Here is a 24,227-nt window from a genome sequence, read left to right as displayed (position 1 = left end):
CTAGCGCGCCAGTTGCCAGGTGAAGGCGCCTTCAAAGCGGCCGGGCACGGCGCGGCCCTGCGCATCGCGCGCGGGCGTGAAGCGGGCGCGTTCGCGCAGGATGCGGCAGGTGGCGGTGTCGAGACGCCAGGAGCGGGTCGGGCGCGAAATCGCGCAGTTCGTGACCTTACCCTCGGCATCGACCAGCAGGACATAGCCGACCGTGCCTTCTTCGCCGGCGTCGCGGGCGCCCTGCGGATATTGCGCGGCGGTGATCCACTTCGCCTGATCGATCGGCGTGGCGGCGGCTGCGGCGTCCTGGGTGGCGAGTATCAAAAGGGAGGCGATCAGCATGACGACATTCCGAAACGGGAGAGGAGCCTGTTTCTAGACCGAGTTCACGCGGCTTGTCTGCGAAATAATGAAGCTTCGGCTTATTGCCCGAAGCCGGGCTCCGCGGCCTGACGCAGCGCCTCGCGCGCCGCGGCGAGGAGGGCGCCGGCCTTGGCTTCGCATTCGCGCTGTTCGTACGCCGCTTCGCTGTCGGCGACGATGCCGGCACCGGCCTGAACGTGCATCGTGCCGTCCTTCACCAATGCGGTGCGCAGGACGATGCAGCTGTCCATCGATCCGTCGGGCGAGAAATAGCCGACGCCGCCGGCATAGGCGCCGCGCGTTTCGGCCTCCAGTTCGGCGATGATCTGGCACGCCCGCACCTTGGGCGCGCCGGACACCGTGCCTGCGGGGAAGCCCGCGAACAGCGCGTCGAGCGCGTCCTGATCGTCGCGCAGCTGCCCGACGACATTCGACACGATGTGCATGACATGGCTGTAGAATTCGACCGTGTAGCGATCGGTGACGGTCACGCTGCCCGCGCTTGCGACACGGCCGACATCGTTGCGGCCGAGATCGAGCAGCATCAGATGCTCTGCGCATTCCTTGGGATCGGCGAGCAGGCTGGCGCGGTTCGCCGCGTCCTCGGCGGCGGTGGCGCCGCGCGGGCGCGTGCCCGCGATCGGGCGGATGGTGACTTCGCCGTCGCGGACGCGAACGAGGATTTCGGGGCTCGATCCGGTCAGCGAAAAGCCCGGCAGGTCGAGATGATAGAGGAAGGGCGAGGGGTTCACGCGGCGCAGCGCGCGATAGAGTTCGAACGGCGGCAGCGGGAAGGGCGTCGTGAAGCGCTGCGCCAGCACCACCTGAAAAATGTCGCCCGCCGCGATATATTCCTTCGCCGCGGCGACCATTTCGCCATAGCGGCCCGGCGGCAGCACCGGTTCGAGCGCGACGTCGGGCGCTTCGTCGATCCGAACGGGTGCGGGCAGCGGCGTGCTGTGAAGGCGCGCGATCGTGGCCTCGATGCGGTCATGGCCCGCCGCGATCGCGGCGTCAGGATCGCCCGAACCGGGCCAGACCGGACTGACGACGAACAGCGCGTCGGCGAGCCGGTCGATCACCAGCAGCACCGTCGGGCGCACGAACATCATGTCCGGCACGTCGATCGGATTGGCGGGCGGGCGGGGCAGCTTTTCGACCAGTCCGACGGTCTCATAGCCGAAATAGCCGACAAGGCAGGCAAGCGCGCGCGGCAATTCGGGCGGGACGTCCATCCGGCATTGCGCGACGAGTTCGCGCAGCGCGGCAAGCGCGGGCTGTTCGCACGGTACGAATGCCTCGCGATCGGTGCGCCAGTGCGCGTTGATCGCGGCATCGTTGCCGATCGCGCGGAAGACGAGATCGGGGGCGAGCCCGATAAAGCTGTGCCGCCCGCGCACCGATCCGCCCTCGACCGATTCAAGGAGGAAGTCGCCGCGCCCCGGCTCGATCAGCTTGAGCGCGGCGGCGACCGGCGTTTCGGTGTCGGCGACCAGCCGGGTCCAGAGCAGCGCCGGGCGTCCCTGGCCGAGCGCCTCGCGGGCCGCGCGGTCCCCTTCGATCATCGCGCGGTCAATTGCCCTGGTTGGTCAGGTCGCGGCGCACCCGTGCGATCGCGTCCGCATTGCGCGAAACGCCGATGTCACGCTGCAGCGCGCCGATAAGCTGACCGGCGAGTTCGTTGCCGATGCTGCGCGCGATCGAACCGTGCATGCCCTGGACCAGCTCGGGGACCTCACTCGCATCATGCGGTTCGATCGCCTCGAGATGGACGACATAATAGCCTTCGCGGCTGTTGCCTTCGATCAGGCGCGCGGTGCCCGGCTGCATGTTGAATAGCAGTTGCACCGGCGGCGGGATCTGTTCGCCCATCTGTGCGATGCGCGCGCGTGTCGTATCGATCGGGCTGGGCGGGGGCAAACGTTCGCCGGTCGCGGCCAGTGCCTCGCGCAGCGACTTGCCGCCCTTCACGGCCTCGACCACTTCCGCCGCGACTTCGCGCGCCTTGGCGACAGCCTTGTCGACGCGATAGTCGCGCGCGACGCGATCACGGATTTCGTCGAGCGGGCGCGGCGTGGCGGGGACGATTTTCGCGACGGTGATGACGGCGAAATGCGTGTCGTCGATCGCCACCAGCTGCGGCTCCGAATCGGCGCTCATCTGAAAGCCTGCGCTCAGCAGCGGCTGGAGCGCCTCGTCGGGCTCGGCCTCCGGTTCGTCCGGGTTGCGGCCATTGGCGAGCAGCGGCGCGGTGGATGTCGCTTCCAGCCCGGTATCGCCGAGCACTTCCTGGAAGGTGCCGCCATCGGCGATCGCGTCGCCGATCTCGTCGCGCATGGTGACCAGGGCCTGGACCAGTTTCTTTCCGCGCACTTCCTCGGCAAGCGTGTCGCGCACGTCCGCGATCGAACGCGCGGCGACCTGTTCGACCGAGGAGACACGCAGCACCTGCCAGCCGAGCGGGGACCGGATCGGGCCGACCGCGCTGTTCGCATCAGCGGCGAACACCGCCTGCGCCACTTCGTCGGAGGTTTCCTCGGCGAGCGCCTCGCGAGTCACCGAATCGAACGAACGCGGTTCGAGCCCTTCGGCCCGGGCCGCGGCGGCGATCGACTGGCCGCCCTTCACGGCCTCGGCAATGCGCGCGGCGCTTTCCTGATCGCCGACGATCAGCTGATCGACCGAGCGTTTCTCGGTCGCCGCGAAGCGGTCGCCCGCGGCGCGATAGGCCTGCTGGATTTCCTCATCGGTCGCCCGGGTGCGATCCTCGAGCGTTTCGGGCGAGACTTCGGCATAGCGGATCACGCGGCGCTCGGGGATGGTGTAGCGCTGCTTGTTCTGTTCGTAGAATTCGGCGACCTGTTCGTCGGTCGGTTCCTCGCCCGGGTCCATCGCCAGCATCGGGATGAAGGCGATCGCGCCCTTGCGTTCCTCGGTCATCAGCGCGGCATAGGGCGCGGCCAGCGCCATCGGCGCCTGGCCGGCATTCGACGTCGGCCCGATCAGCCAGTCGGTATAGGCGCCGGCACGCAGGTCGGCACGCAAATCGGCCTCGGAGATGCGTTCCCGCGCGAGCAGCGTCTCATAGGTCTGCTGGTCGAACTTTCCGTCCGGGCCCTGAAAGGCGGTGTTGCTGGCGATCACACCGTCGATCAGGCGACGGCTGACCTGGATGCCGTGCCGGCGCGCGAACTGCTCCGCCGCCGCCGAACTGATGATCTGGTCGAGCGCGCGTTCGAGCCCGCCCGCGGCAAGGAACTGCTCCATCGTCACCGTCTGTCCGCGACGGCGCAGATTGTCGATCGCGATCTGAACACGATCCTTCAGCTCTTTCTCGGTGATCTCGCGATCGCCCACGCGCGCGACGACGGCACCCGATCCGCGACCGATTCCACCGATTCCGGTGATGTCGGCGGCGGCGAATGCCAGCGCAATGATGCCGAGGACGATGAACACCACGATCAGGCCGATGCGCGACTTGGTGATGTTGCGGAAAACTCTGAGCATGCAAACCCGTTCGATGGAGGGGGGTGATCGCGCCGCTTTAGGGCCGTGCGCGCCGCCCTTCAAGCTTGTGCGCAGGACAGTCTTTGCTATCGCCGTCCCGAATGCAGGAAAGGGAGGTCCGCATGCGGCGCAAATTCATTGCCGGAAACTGGAAGATGAACGGGCTGAAGGCCCAGCTTGGCGAAGTCGAATCGATCGCCGGCGCCGCTTCGGACAATTCGGGAGTCGATGTCGCGCTGTGCGTGCCGTTCACGCTGATCGCACCGGCAGTCGCGGCGGCCGGATCGATGCCGGTCGGCGCGCAGGACGTGCATGCCGCGCAGAGCGGCGCGCATACCGGCTGTATCTCCGCGGCGATGCTCACGGAAACCGGCGCCGGACTGGTGATCGTCGGCCATTCGGAGCGGCGCGCGGATCAGTGCGAATCGAGCGGCGACGCCTGGGCGAAGGCGCTGGCGGCGCGCGGGGCGGGGCTGCACGTCATCCTGTGCTGCGGCGAGACCGAGGAGGAACGCGACGCGGGCCAGACCGAGGCCGTCGTCGCCGAACAGATCGCGGCGATTCCCGGCGACGCGCATGGCGACTGGCTGACCATCGCCTATGAACCGCGCTGGGCGATCGGAACAGGCAAGACGCCCACCGAGGATGAAATCGCCGCCACGCACGGCGCGATCCGCGCCAAGCTGGGCGAACTGGCGGGCAAGGAAGCCGCCGACACGATCCGTATCCTCTATGGCGGATCGATGAATCCGGCCAACGCCGCCGCGATCCTGGCGCTTTCGGATGTCGATGGCGGGTTGATCGGCGGAGCGAGCCTGACGGCGGAGAAGTTCGTACCGATCATCGAAGCGGCCGCGAAGGCGTGACCGCGCGGCAGGCACGCTGTCGTTGCGGCGCGGTGACGGTGGCCTGCACGGGCGAGCCGGTTCGCGTCTCGGTGTGCCATTGTTCGAATTGCAAGCGACGCAGCGGCAGTGCCTTTGCCGTACAGGCCCGGTTTCCCGACGATGCCGTGGAAATCATCGGCGAGACGCGCGGGTGGGAGGAAGTGGGCGAATCCGGCAGCCTGTTCCGTCATCGCTTCTGCCCGCAATGCGGCGTGGCCGTGGCCTATACGCTCGACAGCATGCCCGGCGTCACGGCGATCCCGCTCGGCCTGTTCGACGATCCGCATTTCGGGAGGCTGGAATATTCGGTCTTCGAGGAGCGCAAGCTCGCCTGGGTGGCAATCACCGGTGACGTAGCGCATTACGACTGAGCCGGTCGGTCGCGCGCCTGCGCCGCCGGTTTCGCGTGCGCTGGCCCTCCCCGAGACGCGCCCGGGGAGGCATTGAGCTCATTTGCCGTAGCGGTCCTTGAGCGCCTTCCACGTCGCGCGCAGGCTTACCGCGTCGGCGCCCTTGGGGCGGCCGGGCTTGGCCGACTGGCGCCAGCAGAAGATGTCGTGATGCGCCCATTGCACGCCCTCGGGAACGAAGCGGCGCAGGAACAGCGCGGCCGTGATCGCACCGCCGAACGGCGTGCCCTCGGCCGCGTTGACCATGTCGGCAACGTCGGATTTCAGCATCTCGTCATAGGGATCCCAGAGCGGCAGGCGCCATGCGGGATCGGATTCGCTTTCGGCGGCGCCCAGCAGATCGTTTGCAAGCGTGTCGTCATTGGCGAACAGGCCGGTGAGGTCCGCGCCGAGCGCGACGCGCGCGGCGCCGGTGAGAGTCGCGAAATCGAGCATCAGCTCGGGGTTGCCTTCGCCTGCCTTGGTGATCGCGTCGCCCAGGATCAGGCGACCCTCGGCGTCGGTATTGCTGTTCTCGACGGTCACCCCCTTGCGGGTGTTGAGCACGTCGCCGGGACGGAAGGCTTCGCCCGACACGGCGTTTTCTACCGCGGGCACGAGCATGTGCAGCCGGACCGGCAGCTTCGATGCCATCACCAGTTCGGCCAGACCCAGCGCGTGCGCCGAACCGCCCATATCCTTCTTCATCAGCCGCATGCCCGATGCCGGCTTGATGTCGAGCCCGCCCGAATCGAACACCACGCCCTTGCCGATGATCGCGACGCGCGGGTGATCGGGATTGCCCCATTCGATTTCGATCAGGCGCGGCTCGCGGCCCTTGCCCGCTGCCTTGCCGACCGCATGGATCATCGGATAGCCGCGCACCAGCTCGTCGCCGCGGGTGACAGTCAGCGTGCCGCCATAGGCCTTGGCAATGCCTTCGGCATGCGCCTCCAGATCGGCCGGGCCCATGTCCGATGCGCCGGCATTGATCAGGTCGCGGATCTTGAAGGTGACGTTCGCCAGCAGCAGCGTCTCGTCGATGCTCGCCGGTTCGTTGGTCAGCAGGACGCGCGGGCCCTGCGCCTTGTCGTCGGTCCTGTATTTCTCGAACCGGTATTGCGCGGTCAGCCAGCCATAGGTGGCCGGGCCCGGCTCGCGTCCTTCGAGGCGATAGGTGCCTTCGGGCAGCGTCTCGGCGAGCTTGGCGAGGCACCAGGGCGAAAGCTTGTCGACATTGGCGACCACGGTGACGACCGACCAGTCCTCGGGCCCATCGCCCGGCAGGATCGCATTGGCATAGCCGGTGGGCTTCAGCTTCTGCGCGGCGGCGGCGGCGCGGGCGCGCGGCGGCTGCGAAGCGAGCCAGTCGTCGAAGGTCTTGGCATCGACGATGTGAATGGAGCGGGCGGATTGGCCGCGATCGGCCTGAAGGAGCGTCGAGAGATCAGTCATGCCGCATGATCTAGGGCGCGATGTGCCGCTCGCCTAGTCCGGCGGCGCCAAAGATCGCCCATCCGGCGCGCGAAGCACAAAAAAAGCCTGACGGAGCCAGGGGGCCAGCTCCGTCAGGCAGGGTATCGGAGGGCAGGTGCGGAAGCGGTTACGAACTCCCGATACACCTCCGAATGCGTCAGGCGATCGCGGATGCGATCCGTTGCTGGTGCGGATGGCCGTCATGATCGAGTTCGATCCGCACGCCCTGTTGCTTGCGCCGCACCAGCGCATCGGAAACCAGTTCCGAAACGGTGTGGTCGGCGAATTCCAGCTTTGACAGCTTGAGCTTGATCCGGCCCTGCCGGGGCAGGCGATCGAGCAGGCCGGCGACCTTGTGGATCGACATTGCCGTGGCCTTGCCTTCGAGCTCGATCTCGTGATCGTCCTCGGCGTGGCTGCGCTCGTGGATCGCAAGCCGCATGCGGCGCCATTGCGGGACAAGCTCAAGCAGCGTCATGATCAGGCCCGCGACCACGCCGGTCAGCAGATCGACCGTGACGACCAGCACGAAAGTAACGCCCCAGATCAGCGCCGGCAAAGCGCCGTATCGCGTGAACAGGTGGCGCACATCCTTGATCTTCACCAGCTTGACGCCTGTCACAACCAGCACGCCCGCCAGCGCCGCGGTGGGCACTTCGGCAAGCACGAACGGAAGCAGCGCGACGAAGGCGAGGATCCAGATGCCGTGCAGGATGGTCGAGGCGCGGGTTTCCGCACCGGCCTGCACATTGGCCGAGCTGCGCACGATCACGCCGGTCATCGGCAGCGCGCCGACGATGCCGCACAGGAAGTTGCCGACGCCCTGCGCGGTCAGCTCCTTGTTGAACTTCGACTGGACTCGGTCCTGCATCTTGTCGACCGCGGCCGCCGAAAGCAGCGTTTCGGCGCTGGCGATGAACGCCATCGCAAGCGCGAGGCCGAGCAGCGTCGGATCGGCGAGCAGTGACATGCTCTCGGTGCTGGGCAGCGTCAGCCCGGCGGCGATATTGTCGGGCAGGGCGATCCGCTGAATGGCGAGATTGCCCGCCATCGCCAGGATCGTACCGACCACGACGCCGACCAGCGCACCGGGCACCATGCGAAGCGCGGCAGGCTTTACCTTGTCCCAGCCAATCATCGCGCCGATCGTGGCGAGCCCGACCAGCAGTGCCTGAAAGGCATCGTCCTCAAGGCCTAGGAACGCCCCCGGAATCGCGGCGAGATTGGCAAGGCCGTCGCTCAGCGGACTATCATCGATCAGCACATGCACCTGCTGCAGCACGATCATCGCGCCGATCCCGGCGAGCATGCCGTGCACCACCGCGGGGGAGACGCCGCGGAAGAACTGGCCGAGCTTCAGAAGCCCGCCCGCGAATTGCAGGATGCCCGCCAGGATCAGTACCGGACCCAGCGCGACGAGACCGTGAGTCTGCACCAGATCGAAGACGAGAACGGCGAGGCCGGCGGCGGGACCGCTGACCTGGAGCGGCGAACCGGCGATCGCGCCGACCACGATACCGCCGATGATGCCGGTGACGAGGCCCAGTTCGGGTGGAACGCCCGAGGCGATCGCGATGCCGAGACAGAGCGGCATCGCGACCAGGAAGACGACGAACGATGACGCGAAGTCCCGTCCGAACGTCGCGGGGAGCAGGGATCGGCCCTGTGTTTCAGCGGCGCTCGCCATCGTTACGCGGCCTTGCTGACTGCGGCGCCGACGCGCGGCTTGCGCGCGGGCACCGCCACCGGCAGTTCCTGGCCCGGTTCGAAGTCGACGAAATCGCCTTCGGCGTTGAGCGCCAGGATGCGGCCCGATTCGATGTCGAAGAACCAGCCGTGGAGGCTGACCTTGCCCGCCGCGAGCGCGGCCGCGACCGAGGGGTGATTCTGCAGGTGGACGAGCTGGATCGCGACGTTTTCCAGCGTCAGCGCATGGATCTGGTCCTTTTCCTCATGCTCGTGATAGCAGGTGCGCACGACTTCATAGGCCGGTTCGGCATGCGACAGCCACGCCTTGACGTTCGGCAGGCTTTCCAGCGCTTCCTGATTGAAAAATGCCTTCATTGCGCCGCAGTCCGAATGGCCGCAGACGATGATGTGGCTGACGCCCAGCACCATCACCGCATATTCGACGGTCGAGGAAACGCCGCCATTCTTCTGCGCGAAGGGTGGAACGATATTTCCCGCGTTGCGGCATACGAACAGGTCGCCCGGCTCGCTCTGGGTGATGAGTTCGGGAACAACGCGCGAATCCGCGCAGCTGACCATCAGCGTGCTCGGGCGCTGCCCTTCACGTGCCAGCGCGCGGAAAAGCTCTTGCTGCTGGGGGAATACGTCGCCCTGAAAGCGGGCGACACCGCCGACGATTTCCATGTTGCGCTCCATCTTGACTGACCCTGCGGAGAGGGCGGGAGCGCGTCTTGTGAAAGCGCCATATTGCTGCAGCGCATCAGAAACGTATCAAAACATTGCCGTTGCCGGTTTCGTCGCGCTTTTGCGGCTTCCTGCCGTCGATAGGCAGCGTCAGCTGGGCGATCAGCCCTGGCGATGCATTGCGCAAGGTGAAGCTGCCATCATGGATTTTCGCGACGCGCATTACCACGGCAAGGCCGAGCCCGAACCCCTTGGTGTCCCGCGCGCGGGCGGCGTCGCCGCGAATGAAGGGCTTTATCACCTGCGGCAGCAGGTCGGGCGCGATACCGGGGCCGTGGTCGCGCACTTCGATCCATGCCCAGCCGCCGTCGCTGCCAAATTCGATTTCGGCCTCGCCGCCATATTTGACGGCATTGTCGATCAGGTTGGAGAGGCCGCGGCGCAGCGCATTGCGGTGCGTCATGACGTCGAGCCTGTCCGGTCCCGATACGCGGATCGCGCGTGCCTGCGGGTCCACCGTGCGCATGTCCCCGGCTACCTGCGCCACGAATGTCGCCAGATCGGTGCGCACCGCCGGATCGTTCTGCGTACCGTCTCCGCCACCCAGAAAATCGAGCAGCGAATCGAGCATCGCCTGCATCTCGTCGACATCGCCGCGCAATGCCTCCAGGTCGCCCGCGCGCAACCGACCGTGGATCCGCAGCTTCATCCGCGACAGCGGCGTGCGCAGATCGTGGCTGACCGCCAGCAGCGCGCGGGTGCGGCTTTCGAGCAGTTCCGAAATACGTGTCTGCATCGCGTTGAACGCAATGGCGAGCCGGCGCAGCTCCTGCGGGCCGTCCGGTTCGACCACCACCTTGGCGGGCGTGACTCCGATCCGGTTCGTTGCCGCCGCCAGCGCACGCAGCGGCGCGGCGAGCGTGCGCACCAGCAGCGCCGAAACGAGCAGCACCGCAAAGACCAGCAGGATCAGCGACGGCAGCCAGCCTTCCGGCCCGGCCCAGCGACCGATCGGCTCGATCGAACGGAAGTGAATCCACTGGCCGTCATTGGTGCTGAGCGCGCCGATGAGGCGATCGGGGGACTCGCTGCCGCGCTCGCTAAGCCCGATTTCCAGCGTGCGATCGCGCAGCTCGGGCTCCCACAACCGGAATTCGCGTGCCGCCGCTTCCGCGGTCTGGCTGGTCGGCTGCGGGCCGAGCGGCGTATCCCGCAGGGTGATAACGACGTGGCGCGTGGAAAGGCGCGGCGCCAGGTTCGCGCGCTGGTCGGGCGGCGTCTGGCGCAGCACGCGATCGGCGACGACCAGCTGTTCGGCGACGCGGTGCGCCTGCCCGGTGCGCAGCAGCAGCTTTTCCGCCTCGCCGAAGACCAGGATCGTGCCGAAGAATTCAATCAGGATCGCCGCCAGCAGCACCAGCGTAACCCGGCCCGTAAGGCCGCGCGGCCACAGGCGGACGCGCGTCACCGCCGCTCTACATGGGGAACGAACATATAGCCCGCACCGCGCACCGTCTTGATGATCTCCCCGCCGCCATGCGCGCGCAATTTGGCGCGCAGCCGGCTGACCAGCACATCGACGGCGCGATCCGAGGCGCCCGAAACACGCTCGCGTGACTGTTCGAGCAGGAAATCGCGACTCACCACACGCTGGGCGGAATCGGTCAGCGTTATCAGCATGTCATATTCAGCGCCGGACAGCGCCACCGGCGATCCGTCGGGGGCAGTCAGTTCGCGCCGGTCGCGATCGATGATCCACCCCGCGAAGCGCAGCGTGGGCTCGCGCGGCGCGGGCGCCACCTGGCCCGTCGCGCGGCGAAGCACTGCGCGCACGCGGGCGACAAGCTCCTCGGGTCCGAACGGTTTGGAGAGATAGTCGTCGGCGCCCAGTTCCAGCCCGACGATCCGGTCGGTCTCCTGCGCGCGGGCACTGATGATGATGATCGGCACGGTCGAATGGCCGCGCAGCCAGCGGCAGATATCGAGCCCGCTGGTGCCGGGCAGCATGATGTCGAGCACTACGAGCTGGATGTCGCCATTTTCGATCAGCGGGCGCATTTCGGCGCCGTTGCTCACGCCGACGGCCTCGAATCCGTGATCGCGAAGCACACGCGCGATCAGCAGGCGAAGAGGGCCGTCATCCTCGACAATCAAAATCTTCATGGAAAAGCGGGAAACCTTGGGACTTGCTACGCGACACTCGGGATCCGCCGGCGCGGCGGAGCGCAAGGAGTGGCGGTTCGGAACGCGGGAGGCAAGTGCTGCGGTGCGGCGAAGCGGTATGATGCCGGTCCGGCAACATTTTGTAACATTAGCCACCGGTCGTGCGCTGCTCGGCTCCGCTGTGCGATGCGGCGCGGCGTTTCGCGCGTCGGACGGCTCCCTCCTCGGGGAACGGATTTTCCGAAAGTCGCGCGACGGGATGGATCGCTTCGTCGCGGGCGAAGGCGGCGGGGCCGATATAGCCAAGCCCGTTCCACGCGACATGAATGCCGACCTCTTCAAGGCAGCGATAGACATATTCGGCGCAGGTGAATTCATCGTCCGATCGCAGCATCCGGGGCAGCCGCTTGCCGAGCCGGCTGAGGACGATGCGCGCCATGATCTTGAGGATTTCGCCCGGGCTGAACGGCGCGCCAAGCCGGTCGGTGGCGAACCGCATCATGCGCTGCAGGCCGCCATTCGCGGCGTGGGTTTCGAAATCGCGGTGGCGCGCGAAGACGACGTCGCCGGGAAAGACGCGGTTGGGGGTACTGTCTTCGGTGAGGAATCGATGGAAGGGCAGCATGCGCACGCCCTTTTCCTCGCGCGCTTCGATCACCATCACCTGATCGAGCGCGTCGATGCGCAGGATCATCGCAACATGGCTCCACGCGCTGCCCGCACCCCAGCGGATGAAGCGCGAATAGAGCTGCGTGCCCGAGCACAGGATGATGTCTCCGGTGCGCAGCGTTTCGAGCAGCTCGGGATAGCTGCTCGGCGGCAGTTCGGCGCGGACAGTGTCGGGAACCGGCATCGTCCGCCCTCCGTTCAGCCCGGCAGCGGCGCGCCGAACAGGTCGTGCGCGTCGGCGTCTTCCACGGTCACGCGCACGATGTCGCCCTGCGTAAGGTGTCCGGCGTCGCGCAGATGCACTTCGCCGTCGATCTCCGGCGCGTCGGCGGAGGACCGGCCGGTGGCACCACCGCTTTCGGCGTCGACCAGATCGATGATCACGTCGATCTCTCGGCCGATCTTGGCCTGCAACTTGGCGGCACTGATCGCGGCGGTCTTTTCCATGATCCGCGCGTAGCGCTCTTCCTTGACCTCCTCGGGCACCGGATCGGGCAGCGCGTTGGCCGCCGCGCCCTCGACGGGTTCGAAGCTGAAGGCGCCGACGCGGTCGAGCTGGGCTTCGTCGAGCCAGTCGAGGAGATATTCGAAATCCTCTTCGGTCTCGCCCGGAAAGCCGACGACGAAGGTCGACCGGATGGTGATATCCGGGCAGATTTCGCGCCATGCCTTCAGCCGTTCGAGCACCTTGGCTTCGTTGGCCGGGCGCTTCATCGCCTTGAGCACATTGCGGCTGGCATGCTGGAAGGGGATGTCGAGATAGGGGAGGACCAGCCCCTCGGCCATCAGCGGGATGATCTGATCGACATGCGGATAGGGATAAACGTAATGGAGCCGCACCCAGGGAGCGATCTTCCCGAGTTCACGGGCGAGATCGGTCATGTGGGGGACGACTTCCCCGCCTTTCCACATGCGCGGCTGCTTGCGGATGTCGATGCCATAGGCGCTGGTATCCTGGCTGATCACCAGAAGTTCCTTTGTCCCTGCCTCGACCAGCTTTTCGGCTTCGCGCAGGATCGCATCGGGGCGACGGCTGACGAGATCACCGCGCAAGGACGGAATGATGCAGAAGGCGCAGCGGTGATTGCAGCCCTCCGAAATCTTCAGATAGCTGTAGTGGCGCGGGGTGAGTTTGAGCCCGCTTTCGGGCACCAGATCGACATAGGGAGAGGGCGTGGCGGGTGCGGCTTCGTGCACTGCCTCCACCACCTGCTCATATTGATGGGCGCCGGTGACGGCGAGGACATTGGGGAACCGCGCGCGGATCTTCTCGGCTTCGTCGCCCATGCAGCCGGTGACGATGACGCGGCCGTTTTCGCTGATCGCCTCCCCGATCGCCTCGAGGCTTTCCTCCTTGGCGCTGTCGAGAAAGCCGCAGGTATTGACCAGCACGACATCGGCGCCGGCATAATCGGCCGAAAGGCCATAGCCGTCGCTGCGCAGCTTGGTGAGGATACGCTCGCTATCGACCAGATTCTTGGGACAGCCGAGCGACACCATGCCCACCTTGGGGGATTCGGGGAGTTTGGTTGCCATGATTGGCGCGCGACATAGGCATTTTCGCGCGAAAAGCGAGTCATTCGGTTGCGGTTTGATGCGGCGCAATGCCCGACAGATGCGGGGAACTACGCATGCAGCGCGCGCCGGATGCTGTTATTCTGCGCCGCATCATCCGTGAGTTTCAGGAGTTGCAAGATGACCTCCCCCGATCAAAAGCCGCTGGACCATCCCACCGAGCTGACGACGCGCAGCGGACTGGTGATCGATGTCCGCCCCGCCACCGAGGCCGACGAGCCCGCGCTCGAAAAGCTGTTCGAATCGGTTTCGCCCGACGATCGCCGGTTCCGTTTTCTCAGCGCGCGCGATCATGTCGGCCATGACCAGCTTGTCGCGATGACCAAGGTCGATCACTGGCGCACCGAGAGCTTTCTGGCGTTCGACAAGCAAAGCGGCGAATTGCTCGCGACCGGAATGCTCGCCTGTGACAAGGCGATGGAAGCGGCCGAAGTCGCGATTTCGATCCGTTCGGACCGCAAGGGCCAGGGTATCGGCTGGACGCTGCTGACCTTCATCGCCGAGGAAGCGATGCGTCGCGGCGTCAAGCGGCTGATGTCGATCGAGAGCCGCGACAATCATTCGGCGATCGAACTGGAGCGCGAAATGGGCTTCACCGCCCGCGTCGACGAAGACGATCCGACGCTGGTGGTGCTCGAAGCGACCTTCTGATCGCATGGCGCCGATGCGTCCGTAAATATGCCGGGGACCGGCCGCGCAGCGACGCGACCGGCCCCGCGAGAGGAGATGTCCGTAGCGATGCCGAACCAATATCCCGCCACCTATGACAAGAGCCGCAGCGACCGCGAGGGCTTCTGGCTCGACGCTGCCGAGACAATCGAATGGGATGTCGCGCCGAGCAAGGCGTGGGACGAGAGCCGCGGCTGGTTCGGCGACGGCATGCTCAACAGCTGTTACAACGCCGTCGACCGCCATGTCGCGGCCGGGCACGGCGATCGGACCGCCGTGATCTACGACAGTCCGGTCACCGACACGATCCGGCACATCAGCTACGCCGAGCTGCAGGATCAGGTGGCGCGCACCGCCGGAATGCTGGCGGGCGAAGGTGTGGGGAAGGGCGACCGCGTCGTCATCTATATGCCGATGATTCCCGAAACGCTGTTCGCGATGCTCGCCTGCGCGCGGATCGGCGCGATCCATTCGGTGGTGTTCGGCGGGTTCGCCGCACCCGAACTGGCCAAGCGGATCGACGATGCGCAGCCGAAGGTGCTGATGACGGCATCGTGCGGCGTCGAGGGGAGCAAAACGATCCCCTACAAGCCGCTGGTCAATGCCGCGCTCGATCGCTGCAAACATGCCGTCGATCGCGTCATCCTGCTCCAGCGGCCAATGGTCGAAGCCGGGCTTTCGGCGCCGCGCGATCGCGACTGGAACGAAGCGCTGGCAGCGGCGCAGCCCGCCGAATGCGTGCCGGTGTCCGCGACCGATCCGCTCTATATTCTCTACACCTCGGGCACGACGGGGACGCCCAAGGGCGTGGTGCGCGAAAATGGTGGCCATGCCGTCGCGCTCGCCTGGTCGATGGCGAATATCTACCACATCGGCGAAGGCGACGTCTTCTGGGCGGCGTCGGATGTCGGCTGGGTCGTGGGGCACAGCTATATCGTCTATGCGCCGCTGCTGGTCGGCGCGACGACGGTGCTGTTCGAAGGCAAGCCGGTGGGCACGCCCGATGCGGGCACGTTCTGGCGGACGATCGTGCGGCATGGCGTGAAGACCTTCTTCACCGCGCCGACCGCGATCCGCGCGATCCGCAAGGAAGACCCTGAGGCGAAGCTGCTCCATCTGATCGGATTGGGCGACTTGCAGGCGATCTTCCTCGCCGGCGAACGCGCCGATCCCGACACGATCCACTGGGCCGAGGAGCATAGCCGCCTGCCGGTGATCGATCACTGGTGGCAGACAGAACTCGGCTGGCCCGCCATCGCGAGCTGCTTCGCGCTGGGCGATACGCGGCGCAAGGCGGGGAGCGCGGGCTTTCCGGTGCCGGGCTATCGCTTCGCGGTGCTCGACGATGCGGGCAAGCCGCTCGGGCCCGAGCAGACCGGGCAGATCGCGATCGAAACGCCGCTGCCGCCGGGCTGCTATCGCACCTTGTGGAACAACCCCGAACGCTATCGCCAGAGCTTCGCGGCGTTCCCCGGCTATTACGAGACCGGGGACGCGGGCCATATCGACAGCGAAGGCTTCGTCCACATCATGGGCCGCACCGATGACATCATCAACGTCGCCGGGCATCGCCTGTCGACCGGGCAGATGGAGGAAATCGTCGCGGCCCGGCCCGAAGTCGCCGAGTGCGCGGTGATCGGCGTCGACGACGCGCTGAAGGGCATGATCCCGATGGCGTTCGCGGTGGTGAAGGCGGGCGCGGAATCGGGCGACGCACTTCGCGACGCGATCGTCGGCGAAGTGCGCAGCGAATTGGGGCCGGTGGCGGCACTCAAGCAGGTGCATCTGGTTCGCGCGCTGCCCAAGACGCGATCGGGGAAGATATTGCGCGCCACGCTGCGCAAGCTTGCCAACGGAGAAACGGTGGCGACGCCGCCGACGATCGAGGACCCTAGCGTGCTCGACGAATATCGCGCACTGTTCGCGGGAAGCGATGCGGACGGCGCGGCGGCCTGAGTGTCGCAGCCGCCGCCATGCGGCGCGCCGGTGATCCGGCACGCGTTCGATACGCGGATGGGGCTGTGGTCGGCGGTCGCGTGCGCCGTGCTAAGCCTCGCCTATATCGTCGCGCAGATATTCGAATGGCTGGGCATGCTCGGTTCGCAAGGCGGACCGGACAGCGCGAGCACGCCGCTGGGGCTCGGCCTGTTGTTGCTGCCGTCGATGCTGCTGGGGCCGTGCTTCGTGGCGCTGACGGCGGCGCTGCATGCCGTGGCGCCCGAGGGTCGCAAGGCGCCGGCGCTGGCGGCGCTGGCCTTCGCGGCGATCTACGCGACGCTCACCGGGCTGGTCTATTTCGTCCAGCTGACCTTCGTATCGCCGCGCCTTGCCGCGGGCGACACCGGCGACATCGCCTTGCTGCTCTTCATTCCATATCGCTCGTTTCTGTTTGCGGTCGACCTGCTCGGCTACAGCTTCATGAGCCTGGCGACATTGGCTGCGGCCCTCGCGCTGCCGGAAGCGCATGGTGCCCGGGCGGCGAAAGTAGCGCTGATCGCCAACGGGCTGTTGCTGCCCTTTCTCGCGCTGCAAATGCAGTTTCCGGCGTTGATCGCAGGTGGCGCCCTGTGGGCCATCACTTTCCCGGCAGGGATGATCCTGCTCGCGCGGATGTTTTTCGGGGCGAGCGGGGAGGGCTAGCTCCCGGATTCCGGCGAAACCGCGTCGGGCACGGCTGTCCGCCGCGCCTTCGCCATGCCCTGCGGCACGATCTCGACGATAACGTCGCCGGTCTGGAGCGTCTGCGCCTCGTCTTCCCAATAGCTGTAGGGCTTGCCGCCGCGATAGATGCGCATCCCCATGCCGGTAGCGATCTGCGAAAGCGGCTTGCCGATTTCCTCGGGCTTCACCGTGCGCTCGCCGAGCGCGATGCGGCCGGTGATCGAGGCGAGGTCCATCATGTAATCGGCGATGTGCGGTCCGGTGCACGATCCGGCGAGCAGCAGTCCGGCGAAGCTCACCGGATTGATGACCGTCGTCGCGCCGGCGGCGCGCGCGGGGGTTTCGTTGTCGTCGGCCTTCACGGTGACGCTGATCGGCACTTTCTTCGACAAATGCCGCGCGGTGAGCGTGATCAGGATCGAGGTGTCGTCGCGACCCGCCGACACGATCAGTGCGCGGGCGCGATCGATCTTCACGTCCTCCAGCACCGAATCGCGCGTCGCGTCGCCCTGCAGGATGGTGCAGCCACAGGCCTCCGCCTTGGCGAGCGAATCGGTATTGTCGTCGATCACGACGATGTCCTGCGCCGAAACGCCGCGCGCGATCAGTTCGTCGACTGCGTCCGACCCGGTCTTGCCGAATCCGCAGACGACATAATGGTCGTGAAGATTTCGCTGGATATGCGCCATACGCCATTTGTCCCAGGTTCGCTGCAGCAGGAAATTATAGGTGGTGCCGACGAACAGCAGCACCACGAAAATGCGGATCGGAGTGACCACCAGCGCGTCGAACATGCGCGCGCGTTCGGTGACCGGAGCGATGTCGCCATAGCCGGTGGTGGTGATCGAAATCGCCGTGAAATAGATGATGTCGAGGAAACTGACATCGCCGTCATAGGTGTCGCGCAGCCCCTCGCGATCGAAATAATGCACGCCCACCGCCAGCGCCAGAAGTGCGAGGACGCCGCCGACGCGCCAGCCGATCGAAAGCCAGACCGGCATGCGCGACCTGCGGTGAAGAGTCGTGGGAATGCGCGGTTTCGACATCAGTTGCGCGGCAGTCTGGCGAGGGGATCGATGGGATCGCGGCCCTTGCGCATTTCGAAATGGAGTTGCGGGCGCGTGATGAATCCCGAATCGCCGGAGAGACCGATGGTCTGGCCGCGCTCCACCGCCTGGCCGCGCTGGACGAGAATCTGGCCGATATGGCCATAGACGGTGGTCCAGCCGTCACCATGCTTGAGGATCACGACGCCGCCGAGCTGCGGAATATCCCCGCCGACATAGGCGACGACGCCGTCGGCGGAGGCGAGTACGGGCGTGTCGAGCGGCACGCCGATCTTGATTCCGTCATTGCGTTCGCCGCTCTGGCCAGGGCCGAACCGCCCGATGATCTCGCCGTGCGCGGGCCACTGGAAACCGCCGCGCATATGCTCGGGCTCGGCAACCGCGGCGCCGGAGGGCAGGACCCGCGCCGACGAGGCGGTCGGCTGTGCCGGGCGTTCGTCGTGGGCTAGCGCGGGTTCGCCGCCGGTGACGATATCGTCGATGTCGACGTGAAAGCGCGCCGCGCGTTCCTCGAGCGTTTCGTCGCCGGATCCGCTGCCGGTGCCGGGGATGAGCAACCGCATGCCGGTGCGCAGGATATAGGGCTCATCGAGGTCGTTGAGCGCGACGATCCGGCCCCAGTCGACTCCATAGGCGCGGGCGATCGCGATGCCCGTCTCGCCTTCGTGGACGGTGTGATAGCGCCCGCCGGGTATGGTCAACCGCTGGTTGGGAAAGATGGTAAATGGCGGCCGCAGGCCGTTGGCGCGCGCGATCGCTTCGGATCCCGCGCCGGTCCTGTTCGAAATGCCGCGAAGTGTGTCGCCGCGGCGGACGATGTAGGTGGTGGCGGGTACGCTGCGCGCATCGGCGTTTACCGGCTGCGCTTCCCATGCGGGCGGCGCGGCGGGCAGGGTGCGGACCTCGCTGCCGCGGCGGGGCGGTGCCGGTTCGCTGGGACCCGGGCCGCGTGTCGTGGTCGAGGGAATACACCCCGCCAGAGCGGCGGCGACAGGCAGCAGTGGCGCCCAGTTCCTCAATCGAACCATCGTCCCCCCCTGAGCGGATGTTATCGATACGCTTCGGTAAGCATATCGAGAGAATCGCGATGCGTCAGGTCCAGATGTAACGGCGTGACTGCGATCTTGCTGTCCTGAATGGCTTCGAGATCGGTCGAATGGGCGGGCGTTTCCACTGTCGGGCCGAGCGCGAACCAGTGATATTCGAAGCCGCGCGGATCGCGATTGGTGACGATCTGCAAGCGGCCATAGTCGCGCAGTCCCTGTGTAACGACCCGGATTCCCCTGATTTCCTCGGGCGGCAGCGCGGGAAAATTGACGTTGATCAGCGTGCGCGGTGCCCAGTTCATGTCGAGCAGTGGCGCGATCACCTTTGCACCCCATTCGCGCGCGGCGGCGAAGGGAACGGTGTCGCCCATGCCCTCGCGCGAATAGACCTGGCTGAGCGCGATCGAGCGAACGCCCGCCAGCGCCCCTTCCATCGCCGCCGATACGGTGCCCGAATAGGTCACGTCCTCGGCGAGGTTGGCGCCGCGGTTGACGCCCGACAGGATCAGATCGGGCGGATTGTCCTTCATGATCTTGGCAAGCGCCATCATCACCGCATCGGTGGGCGTGCCCGATACCGCGAAGCGCTTTTCGCCGAATTGGCGGATGCGCAGCGGGCGGGTGAGGGTGAGCGAATGGCCCGCGCCCGATTGTTCGTCGGCGGGCGCGACCACCCATATATCGTCGGCGAATTGCGCGGCGATTTCCTCGAGCACCGCCAGTCCGCGCGCGTGATAGCCGTCGTCGTTGGTGAGGAGGACGCGCATCAGAACCCCGGCAACCCGAGATCGCGAAGCGTATTTTTTGCGTAAGCCTTGGCCAACTCGATTACGAACTCAAAGCTGCTATTTCCGATTTTTCGCGTGCCCTCTTTTGTTCGTTTCCAGATTTCTGGATCCCGGATCGCGTCCAAATACTCATGCCCGGCCCAAGATAAATCGAATATCTGGGTGGTGATCACTCGGTCTGGGTTCGTTGAGCTCTTGCTAGGTTCATGAACGAAGAAGCCAGCCTCAGCCATCATTACGAGATGTTTTCTGCGTTCCGATGAGTCGGGATAGTGAGGGACATCAAGTTCCTCGATCCTGAGCCCTTCGGGAGATGGCTTCGCCTCGACCGCGAGAAGAATGGCCCTAACAAGGTCCATGTCTCGTTTCACGCCACGGTCTCCAGCCGTTCGACCCCGCCCATGCGATCGCGCAGAACCTCGGGCACCGTGATCGAACCGTCCTCGTTCTGGTAATTCTCGATCACCGCGACGAGCGTGCGGCCGACCGCGAGGCCCGAGCCGTTGAGCGTGTGGACGAAGCGCGTCGCCTTTTCGCCTTCGGCGCGGAAGCGGGCGTTCATCCGGCGCGCCTGGAAATCGGTGCAGGTCGAGCAGCTCGAAATCTCGCGATAGCGGCCCTGGCCGGGGAGCCACACTTCGAGGTCGTAGGTGCGCGCGGCGGAAAAGCCCATGTCGCCGGTGCAGAGCTTCATCCGGCGGAAGGGGAGGCCGAGCGCATTGAGCAGTGCCTCGGCGCAGCCGGTCATCCGCTCATGCTCGGCTTCGGACTGATCGGGGGTGGTGATCGACACCATCTCGACCTTGTCGAACTGATGCTGGCGGATGAAGCCGCGCGTATCGCGGCCCGCCGCGCCTGCTTCGGAGCGGAAACAGGGGGTGAGCGCCGTGAAGCGCAGCGGCAGTTCCTCTTCGGCCAGAATTTCCTGCGCGACGATGTTGGTCAGGCTGACTTCGGCGGTCGGGATCAGCCAGCGCCCGTCGGTGGTCTGGAACAGATCCTCGGCGAATTTCGGAAGCTGGCCGGTGCCGAACATCGCTTCGTCGCGGACCATCAGCGGCGGCACGACCGCTTCATAGTCATGTTCGCCGGTCAACGTATCGAGCATATATTGCCCGAGCGCGCGATAGAGCCGCGCGATCGGTCCGCGCAGCAGCGTGAAGCGCGTGCCGGCGAGCTTTACCCCGGTTTCGAAATCGAGGCCCAGGTCGGGACCGATTTCGTCATGCTCCTTCGCAGCGAAGGCGAATTCGGTCGGCGTGCCGTGCGTGGCGACCAGTTCGTTCTCGTCCTCGTCCGCGCCCTGCGGAACATCGGCGAGTGGCAGGTTCGGGATGGCGGCGAGTCGCGCATCCAGATCGGCGCCAATGGTCTTTTCCTCGGTCTCGAGTTGCGGCAGCCGCGTCTTGAGCTCGGAAACCTCGGCCATCAGCGCCTGCGCCGTCTCCTCGTCCTTCTTGGCCTTGGCCGCGCCGATCGCCTTGGAGGCTTCGTTGCGGCGGGCCTGGCCGGTCTGCAGCTCGGTGATGATCGCGCGACGCTTTTCGTCGAGCGCGATCAGTTCGGCGGCAAGCGGAGCGGCGCCCCGACGCGCGAGTCCGGCGTCGAAGGCTTCGGGATTTTCGCGGATGAAGCGGATGTCGTGCATGGCGCAGCGCTATGGCCGGGCCGATGTTGCTGCGCAACCCGGTCTTCTACCGAAACCCGCGACGATGCCGCGCGTTGAACCGGCAACCGCAATAACAAGGAGAAATGTCATGCAGGTTCCGCATCAGGCCTTTGTCGTCGTCGCCGACGGACGAAAGATGCTGTTCCTCCGCAACGACGGGGACGAAGAATATCCGAACCTGCAGGTCGAGCGCGTACGCGAACAGGATAATCCGCCCGATCGCGTGCAATCGACTGATGCGCCGGGTTCGACCTTTTCGAGCGTCGGCAATGGCCGAAGCAGCTATGAGGAAACCGATTTCCATCAGCTGGAGGAGGACCGCTTCGCCGCCCAAACCGCCGAGCTTCTCAAGAAGCGGGCGTTCAACAATGATTTCGAAGCGCTGGTCGTCATTGCGCCGCCCCAGACGCTGGGCGAGCTGCGCAAGAACTACCACAAGGAAGTCGAATCGCGGTTGATCGGCGAGCTCGACAAGGACCTGACCGGCCACAGCATCGCCGACATCGAAAAGGCGCTGATGCGCGCGGATTGATCATTGGTTCGGCAAAAGAAAACGCCGCCCTGCCGATCGTGGCGGGGCGGCGCTTTTTGTCTGGTGTCTGCGGGTGCGGCTTATTCGCCCGTTGCTTCCTTGCGTTTGGCAAAGCGTTTGCGGGCGACCAGAGCGGCCGCGGCGCCGCCGAATAGCAGGACCATCGGGGGAGCCGGGACGGGGGCCGGGCCACCGCCGCCGTTGCTGCCGCCTCCGTGGCTCGATCCGTGATGACCGCTCGATCCATGCCAGCCGCTCGACCCGTGCCAGCCGCTGGAACCATGCCACCCGCTCGATCCGTGCCAGCCGCTCGACCCGTTGGAGGAGCTGGACGTCGAGCTGCTTGATCCGTTCGAGGAACTCGACGTCGAACTGCTCGATCCGTTCGAGGAACTGGAGGTCGAGGAAGAGCTCGAAACGCCGCTCGAGGTCGAGGAAGACGAGGAGACCCCGCTCGATGTCGAGGACGAGGTGGACGACGAAACATCGCCGCTGCTGCCACCCGAAGAGGTCGACGAAGACACGTCGCCCGAGCTGCCGCCCGACGATGTCGAGGTGGAGGACCCGCCCGTCGAGGTTGACGAACCGCCGGTCGAGGAGGTGCTGCTGACGCTGCCGCTCGATGTCGAGGAGGAGGACCCCCCGGTCGAGGAGGTGCTGCTGACGCTGCCGCTCGAGGTGGAGGAGCCGCCGGTCGACGTTGAAGTCGACGAGCCGCCGGAGCCGCCCGAGCTGTTGTCGATGTCGATGTCGATATCGATCCCGCTCGATGTGCTGCCGGAGCTGGTATTGTCGCCCGAACTGGTCGATCCGCTGCTGCTCGAAGTCGACGAAATGACGATTCCGCCGCCACCACCACCGCCGCCGCCGAAAAAGCCGCCGGCAAAGAAGCCGCCGGAAAATCCGCCGCCGCCGCCACCGCCGACAACCGACGAAGCAGCGCTGCTGGCCGATCCACCGGAAACGATGGGAATTTCGCCGCTCGACCCGAAGCCGCCGGCATAGCTCGCCGGAGGCAGGGGAACCGGCGTGCCCTGCGTCGTCACGGTGACGACCTGCGGCTGGGGGCAGCTTTGTTGTACCGTGCGGGTTTCCGTGCGCACCGTTTCGCGACGCGCCGGGCGTGTGACTTCACGGCGAGTCGTTCGCCGGGTGAGTTTGCCCTGCGACTGCGCTTCGGCCTGAACCGATGCGATCTGATCGTCCTGGACGCGCTCGGCGACATGCACTGCACCGCCGCCCAGAACGGCGCCGCCGCAAGCGCAAGCGCATAGTTTTGCCAAGGCCATCCGAACCGACATGGTAATCCACTTCCCCGTTACTGCCTCAGGATCACACGGTTAGCGCGACGTGAAGCTGACTGGTCATGGATCAGAAAGCCGCAACAAATAATTAAGCGCAAGTTCGTTAACCACGCTTTGCGGCGCTGTTCGCGATTTCTCGCCGTACGGGCGCATTTTGATTTGGTTAACGTTCCGTTTCGGCACGAAGCGCTCCAGTCTTTATTGCGGAATATTAAACATATTGGTTAATTTCCGTCGGATTGATTCCCGCCTCATGTTCAGGCTGCGCTAATTTCCCCTGATTTACCGGGGATTGCGGGGCGATTCGTTGAAAAGCCAGCTTGTTTCGACCGGCCGGCATCCGTATAGGCGCCCCTGGGCAATGAGCGGTCTCCCGGTCGGTAGAGCCACTGGGAAACCGGTGTGGAGTTATGGGGATGGCAACGGTAATCGATCCGCGCGAAGACCCGGAGAAAGGTCCGCCTTCCGCGGCGAATGACGGCGACGACGGCTATCGTCCCTCGGACGACGAGCCGTTCATGAATCCGCGACAGCTCGAATATTTCCGTAACAAGCTGAATGGCTGGAAGGATTCGATCTATCGGGAATCGGCCGACACGCTTTCGCAACTGCAGACCGATACGCTTCGCGAAGCCGATCTGACCGATCGCGCGTCGAGCGAGACCGACTGGTCGATCGAATTGCGGACCCGTGATCGCCAGCGCAAGCTGATCTCCAAGATCGATGCGGCGCTGCGCCGCATCGAAGATGGCGAATATGGCTATTGCGAAGTCACCGGCGAGCCGATTTCGCTCGCCCGGCTCGAGGCGCGCCCCATCGCGACGATGACCGTCGAAGCGCAGGAGCGGCACGAGCGTAACGAGAAAGTGTCGCGCGAGGACTGATCCGCGACGCGGTGTTCCAAAAGCGTGCACCGACCGTCGCGGTTGGTGCGGCTTTGCCGTTCTTTCGTCGTCGCACGAAGCACTTTGTCAGCCTGTCGGCAGTGGTTTCCCGTCCCGGCCGAATGGCGGGGCCGGGGGCAGGGGGGATGTCCTGCCGAGCGATTTGATTTCGCGCGGTTCCGGGTCGGCTCCGATTTCGAAACGCTTGCTTGCG

General features: G+C 65.8%; 23 protein-coding genes. 8 read left to right on the top strand and 15 right to left on the bottom strand.

The genetic code is table 11. From position 1 onward, the window contains the following. The 3 genes from G5C33_RS11995 to G5C33_RS11985 all read right to left on the bottom strand — a co-directional run bounded on the left by G5C33_RS11995 (position 1) and on the right by G5C33_RS11985 (position 3,861). Positions 1-333: an energy transducer TonB gene (locus G5C33_RS11995; protein ID WP_165327428.1), complete on the bottom strand. Its 333-nt coding sequence runs from the start codon at positions 331-333 to the stop codon at positions 1-3. Between the two features lie 80 nt (positions 334-413). Then, positions 414-1,919 carry an anthranilate synthase component I family protein gene (locus G5C33_RS11990; protein ID WP_165327427.1) on the bottom strand — a complete coding sequence of 502 codons (1,506 nt, stop codon included), beginning with the start codon at positions 1,917-1,919 and terminating at the stop codon, positions 414-416. A 7-nt stretch (positions 1,920-1,926) separates the two neighbouring features. Beyond that, positions 1,927-3,861 (bottom strand): peptidylprolyl isomerase, encoded by a 1,935-nt coding sequence (locus G5C33_RS11985; protein WP_165327426.1) that lies wholly within the window; start codon positions 3,859-3,861, stop codon positions 1,927-1,929. A gap of 122 nt (positions 3,862-3,983) precedes the next feature. Between G5C33_RS11985 and tpiA the strand changes: the two genes are divergently transcribed. Both tpiA and G5C33_RS11975 read left to right on the top strand, forming a co-directional pair. Continuing rightward, positions 3,984-4,727 (top strand): triose-phosphate isomerase, encoded by a 744-nt coding sequence (gene tpiA, locus G5C33_RS11980; protein ID WP_165327425.1) that lies wholly within the window; start codon positions 3,984-3,986, stop codon positions 4,725-4,727. Next, positions 4,724-5,119 carry a GFA family protein gene (locus G5C33_RS11975; RefSeq protein ID WP_165327424.1) on the top strand — a complete coding sequence of 132 codons (396 nt, stop codon included), beginning with the start codon at positions 4,724-4,726 and terminating at the stop codon, positions 5,117-5,119. Before tpiA ends, G5C33_RS11975 begins: the two co-directional genes overlap by 4 nt. Positions 5,120-5,197: 78 nt before the next feature. On the opposite strand, the gene G5C33_RS11970 is transcribed toward G5C33_RS11975, so the two are convergent. From G5C33_RS11970 to rimO, 7 genes are all read right to left on the bottom strand, one after another. Next, entirely contained in the window at positions 5,198-6,592 is a 1,395-nt protein-coding gene (locus G5C33_RS11970) for a leucyl aminopeptidase family protein (protein ID WP_165327423.1), read from the bottom strand. A 178-nt stretch (positions 6,593-6,770) separates the two neighbouring features. Continuing rightward, positions 6,771-8,300, bottom strand: coding sequence for a SulP family inorganic anion transporter (locus tag G5C33_RS11965; protein ID WP_165327422.1), 1,530 nt, complete (start codon positions 8,298-8,300; stop codon positions 6,771-6,773). Between the two features lie 2 nt (positions 8,301-8,302). Beyond that, positions 8,303-8,986 carry a carbonic anhydrase gene (locus tag G5C33_RS11960; protein WP_165327421.1) on the bottom strand — a complete coding sequence of 228 codons (684 nt, stop codon included), beginning with the start codon at positions 8,984-8,986 and terminating at the stop codon, positions 8,303-8,305. Between the two features lie 76 nt (positions 8,987-9,062). After that, positions 9,063-10,454: a sensor histidine kinase gene (locus G5C33_RS11955; RefSeq protein WP_165327420.1), complete on the bottom strand. Its 1,392-nt coding sequence runs from the start codon at positions 10,452-10,454 to the stop codon at positions 9,063-9,065. Continuing rightward, positions 10,451-11,149, bottom strand: coding sequence for a response regulator (locus G5C33_RS11950; RefSeq protein ID WP_165327419.1), 699 nt, complete (start codon positions 11,147-11,149; stop codon positions 10,451-10,453). The genes G5C33_RS11955 and G5C33_RS11950 overlap by 4 nt, the downstream gene beginning before the upstream one ends. Positions 11,150-11,297: 148 nt before the next feature. Continuing rightward, positions 11,298-12,002 carry a YiiX/YebB-like N1pC/P60 family cysteine hydrolase gene (locus G5C33_RS11945; protein ID WP_165327418.1) on the bottom strand — a complete coding sequence of 235 codons (705 nt, stop codon included), beginning with the start codon at positions 12,000-12,002 and terminating at the stop codon, positions 11,298-11,300. A gap of 14 nt (positions 12,003-12,016) precedes the next feature. Then, positions 12,017-13,354 carry a 30S ribosomal protein S12 methylthiotransferase RimO gene (gene rimO / locus G5C33_RS11940; protein WP_165327417.1) on the bottom strand — a complete coding sequence of 446 codons (1,338 nt, stop codon included), beginning with the start codon at positions 13,352-13,354 and terminating at the stop codon, positions 12,017-12,019. Positions 13,355-13,513: 159 nt separating this feature from the next. Between rimO and G5C33_RS11935 the strand changes: the two genes are divergently transcribed. The 3 genes from G5C33_RS11935 to G5C33_RS11925 all read left to right on the top strand — a co-directional run bounded on the left by G5C33_RS11935 (position 13,514) and on the right by G5C33_RS11925 (position 16,702). Then, the gene (locus G5C33_RS11935; protein WP_165327416.1) at positions 13,514-14,044 is read left to right on the top strand and encodes a GNAT family N-acetyltransferase; all 531 of its coding nucleotides are present in this window, start codon (positions 13,514-13,516) and stop codon (positions 14,042-14,044) included. Between the two features lie 87 nt (positions 14,045-14,131). Continuing rightward, the gene (locus tag G5C33_RS11930) at positions 14,132-16,018 is read left to right on the top strand and encodes an AMP-binding protein (RefSeq protein WP_206518552.1); all 1,887 of its coding nucleotides are present in this window, start codon (positions 14,132-14,134) and stop codon (positions 16,016-16,018) included. Further along, the gene (locus G5C33_RS11925) at positions 16,019-16,702 is read left to right on the top strand and encodes a hypothetical protein (RefSeq protein WP_206518551.1); all 684 of its coding nucleotides are present in this window, start codon (positions 16,019-16,021) and stop codon (positions 16,700-16,702) included. It begins immediately after the preceding gene. On the opposite strand, the gene G5C33_RS11920 is transcribed toward G5C33_RS11925, so the two are convergent. The 5 genes from G5C33_RS11920 to serS are packed head-to-tail and all read right to left on the bottom strand — an operon-like array spanning position 16,699 to position 21,272. Next, positions 16,699-17,724 (bottom strand): potassium channel family protein, encoded by a 1,026-nt coding sequence (locus G5C33_RS11920; protein WP_228275046.1) that lies wholly within the window; start codon positions 17,722-17,724, stop codon positions 16,699-16,701. The two genes, G5C33_RS11925 and G5C33_RS11920, sit on opposite strands and share 4 nt — an antisense overlap. A gap of 44 nt (positions 17,725-17,768) precedes the next feature. Further along, a complete protein-coding gene (locus tag G5C33_RS11915; protein WP_165327413.1) occupies positions 17,769-18,818 on the bottom strand; it encodes a M23 family metallopeptidase in 1,050 nt (349 codons plus the stop codon). Positions 18,819-18,838: 20 nt separating this feature from the next. Continuing rightward, positions 18,839-19,603: a 5'/3'-nucleotidase SurE gene (surE, locus tag G5C33_RS11910; protein ID WP_165327412.1), complete on the bottom strand. Its 765-nt coding sequence runs from the start codon at positions 19,601-19,603 to the stop codon at positions 18,839-18,841. Further along, the gene (locus tag G5C33_RS11905; RefSeq protein ID WP_165327411.1) at positions 19,603-19,995 is read right to left on the bottom strand and encodes a DUF2513 domain-containing protein; all 393 of its coding nucleotides are present in this window, start codon (positions 19,993-19,995) and stop codon (positions 19,603-19,605) included. The genes surE and G5C33_RS11905 overlap by 1 nt, the downstream gene beginning before the upstream one ends. Next, complete coding sequence (gene serS, locus G5C33_RS11900; protein WP_165327410.1) at positions 19,992-21,272, bottom strand: serine--tRNA ligase; 1,281 nt, start codon at positions 21,270-21,272, stop codon at positions 19,992-19,994. The genes G5C33_RS11905 and serS overlap by 4 nt, the downstream gene beginning before the upstream one ends. A gap of 109 nt (positions 21,273-21,381) precedes the next feature. Here serS and G5C33_RS11895 point away from each other — a divergent pair, with 109 nt between their 5' ends. The 3 genes from G5C33_RS11895 to dksA all read left to right on the top strand — a co-directional run bounded on the left by G5C33_RS11895 (position 21,382) and on the right by dksA (position 24,013). Next, a complete protein-coding gene (locus G5C33_RS11895; protein WP_165327409.1) occupies positions 21,382-21,825 on the top strand; it encodes a host attachment family protein in 444 nt (147 codons plus the stop codon). Between the two features lie 318 nt (positions 21,826-22,143). Further along, positions 22,144-22,830: a hypothetical protein gene (locus G5C33_RS11890; protein ID WP_206518550.1), complete on the top strand. Its 687-nt coding sequence runs from the start codon at positions 22,144-22,146 to the stop codon at positions 22,828-22,830. Between the two features lie 715 nt (positions 22,831-23,545). After that, positions 23,546-24,013 carry an RNA polymerase-binding protein DksA gene (gene dksA, locus G5C33_RS11885; RefSeq protein ID WP_165327408.1) on the top strand — a complete coding sequence of 156 codons (468 nt, stop codon included), beginning with the start codon at positions 23,546-23,548 and terminating at the stop codon, positions 24,011-24,013. Positions 24,014-24,227 lie beyond the last annotated feature (214 nt).

It is taken from the genome of Sphingosinithalassobacter tenebrarum, from assembly GCF_011057975.1.
In the GTDB taxonomy this organism is placed as follows: domain Bacteria; phylum Pseudomonadota; class Alphaproteobacteria; order Sphingomonadales; family Sphingomonadaceae; genus Sphingomonas; species Sphingomonas tenebrarum.
Note: the sequence above shows the minus strand (reverse complement) of the source record. Positions and strands in the feature narration are given on the sequence as shown.

Excerpts from the sequence above, each read along its gene's own strand:
- G5C33_RS11960 (WP_165327421.1), bottom strand. The coding sequence starts at position 8,986 with ATGGAAATCGTCGGCGGTGTCGCCCGCTTTCAGGGCGACGTATTCCCC.
- rimO (WP_165327417.1), bottom strand. The coding sequence starts at position 13,354 with ATGGCAACCAAACTCCCCGAATCCCCCAAGGTGGGCATGGTGTCGCTC.
- serS (WP_165327410.1), bottom strand. The coding sequence starts at position 21,272 with ATGCACGACATCCGCTTCATCCGCGAAAATCCCGAAGCCTTCGACGCC.
- G5C33_RS11935 (WP_165327416.1), top strand. The coding sequence starts at position 13,514 with ATGACCTCCCCCGATCAAAAGCCGCTGGACCATCCCACCGAGCTGACG.
- G5C33_RS11920 (WP_228275046.1), bottom strand. The coding sequence starts at position 17,724 with ATGCCGGTCTGGCTTTCGATCGGCTGGCGCGTCGGCGGCGTCCTCGCA.
- G5C33_RS11915 (WP_165327413.1), bottom strand. The coding sequence starts at position 18,818 with ATGGTTCGATTGAGGAACTGGGCGCCACTGCTGCCTGTCGCCGCCGCT.
- G5C33_RS11950 (WP_165327419.1), bottom strand. The coding sequence starts at position 11,149 with ATGAAGATTTTGATTGTCGAGGATGACGGCCCTCTTCGCCTGCTGATC.
- G5C33_RS11985 (WP_165327426.1), bottom strand. The coding sequence starts at position 3,861 with ATGCTCAGAGTTTTCCGCAACATCACCAAGTCGCGCATCGGCCTGATC.
- tpiA (WP_165327425.1), top strand. The coding sequence starts at position 3,984 with ATGCGGCGCAAATTCATTGCCGGAAACTGGAAGATGAACGGGCTGAAG.
- G5C33_RS11995 (WP_165327428.1), bottom strand. The coding sequence starts at position 333 with ATGCTGATCGCCTCCCTTTTGATACTCGCCACCCAGGACGCCGCAGCC.
- surE (WP_165327412.1), bottom strand. The coding sequence starts at position 19,603 with ATGCGCGTCCTCCTCACCAACGACGACGGCTATCACGCGCGCGGACTG.
- G5C33_RS11930 (WP_206518552.1), top strand. The coding sequence starts at position 14,132 with ATGCCGAACCAATATCCCGCCACCTATGACAAGAGCCGCAGCGACCGC.
- G5C33_RS11970 (WP_165327423.1), bottom strand. The coding sequence starts at position 6,592 with ATGACTGATCTCTCGACGCTCCTTCAGGCCGATCGCGGCCAATCCGCC.
- dksA (WP_165327408.1), top strand. The coding sequence starts at position 23,546 with ATGGCAACGGTAATCGATCCGCGCGAAGACCCGGAGAAAGGTCCGCCT.
- G5C33_RS11990 (WP_165327427.1), bottom strand. The coding sequence starts at position 1,919 with ATGATCGAAGGGGACCGCGCGGCCCGCGAGGCGCTCGGCCAGGGACGC.
- G5C33_RS11965 (WP_165327422.1), bottom strand. The coding sequence starts at position 8,300 with ATGGCGAGCGCCGCTGAAACACAGGGCCGATCCCTGCTCCCCGCGACG.
- G5C33_RS11895 (WP_165327409.1), top strand. The coding sequence starts at position 21,382 with ATGCAGGTTCCGCATCAGGCCTTTGTCGTCGTCGCCGACGGACGAAAG.
- G5C33_RS11945 (WP_165327418.1), bottom strand. The coding sequence starts at position 12,002 with ATGCCGGTTCCCGACACTGTCCGCGCCGAACTGCCGCCGAGCAGCTAT.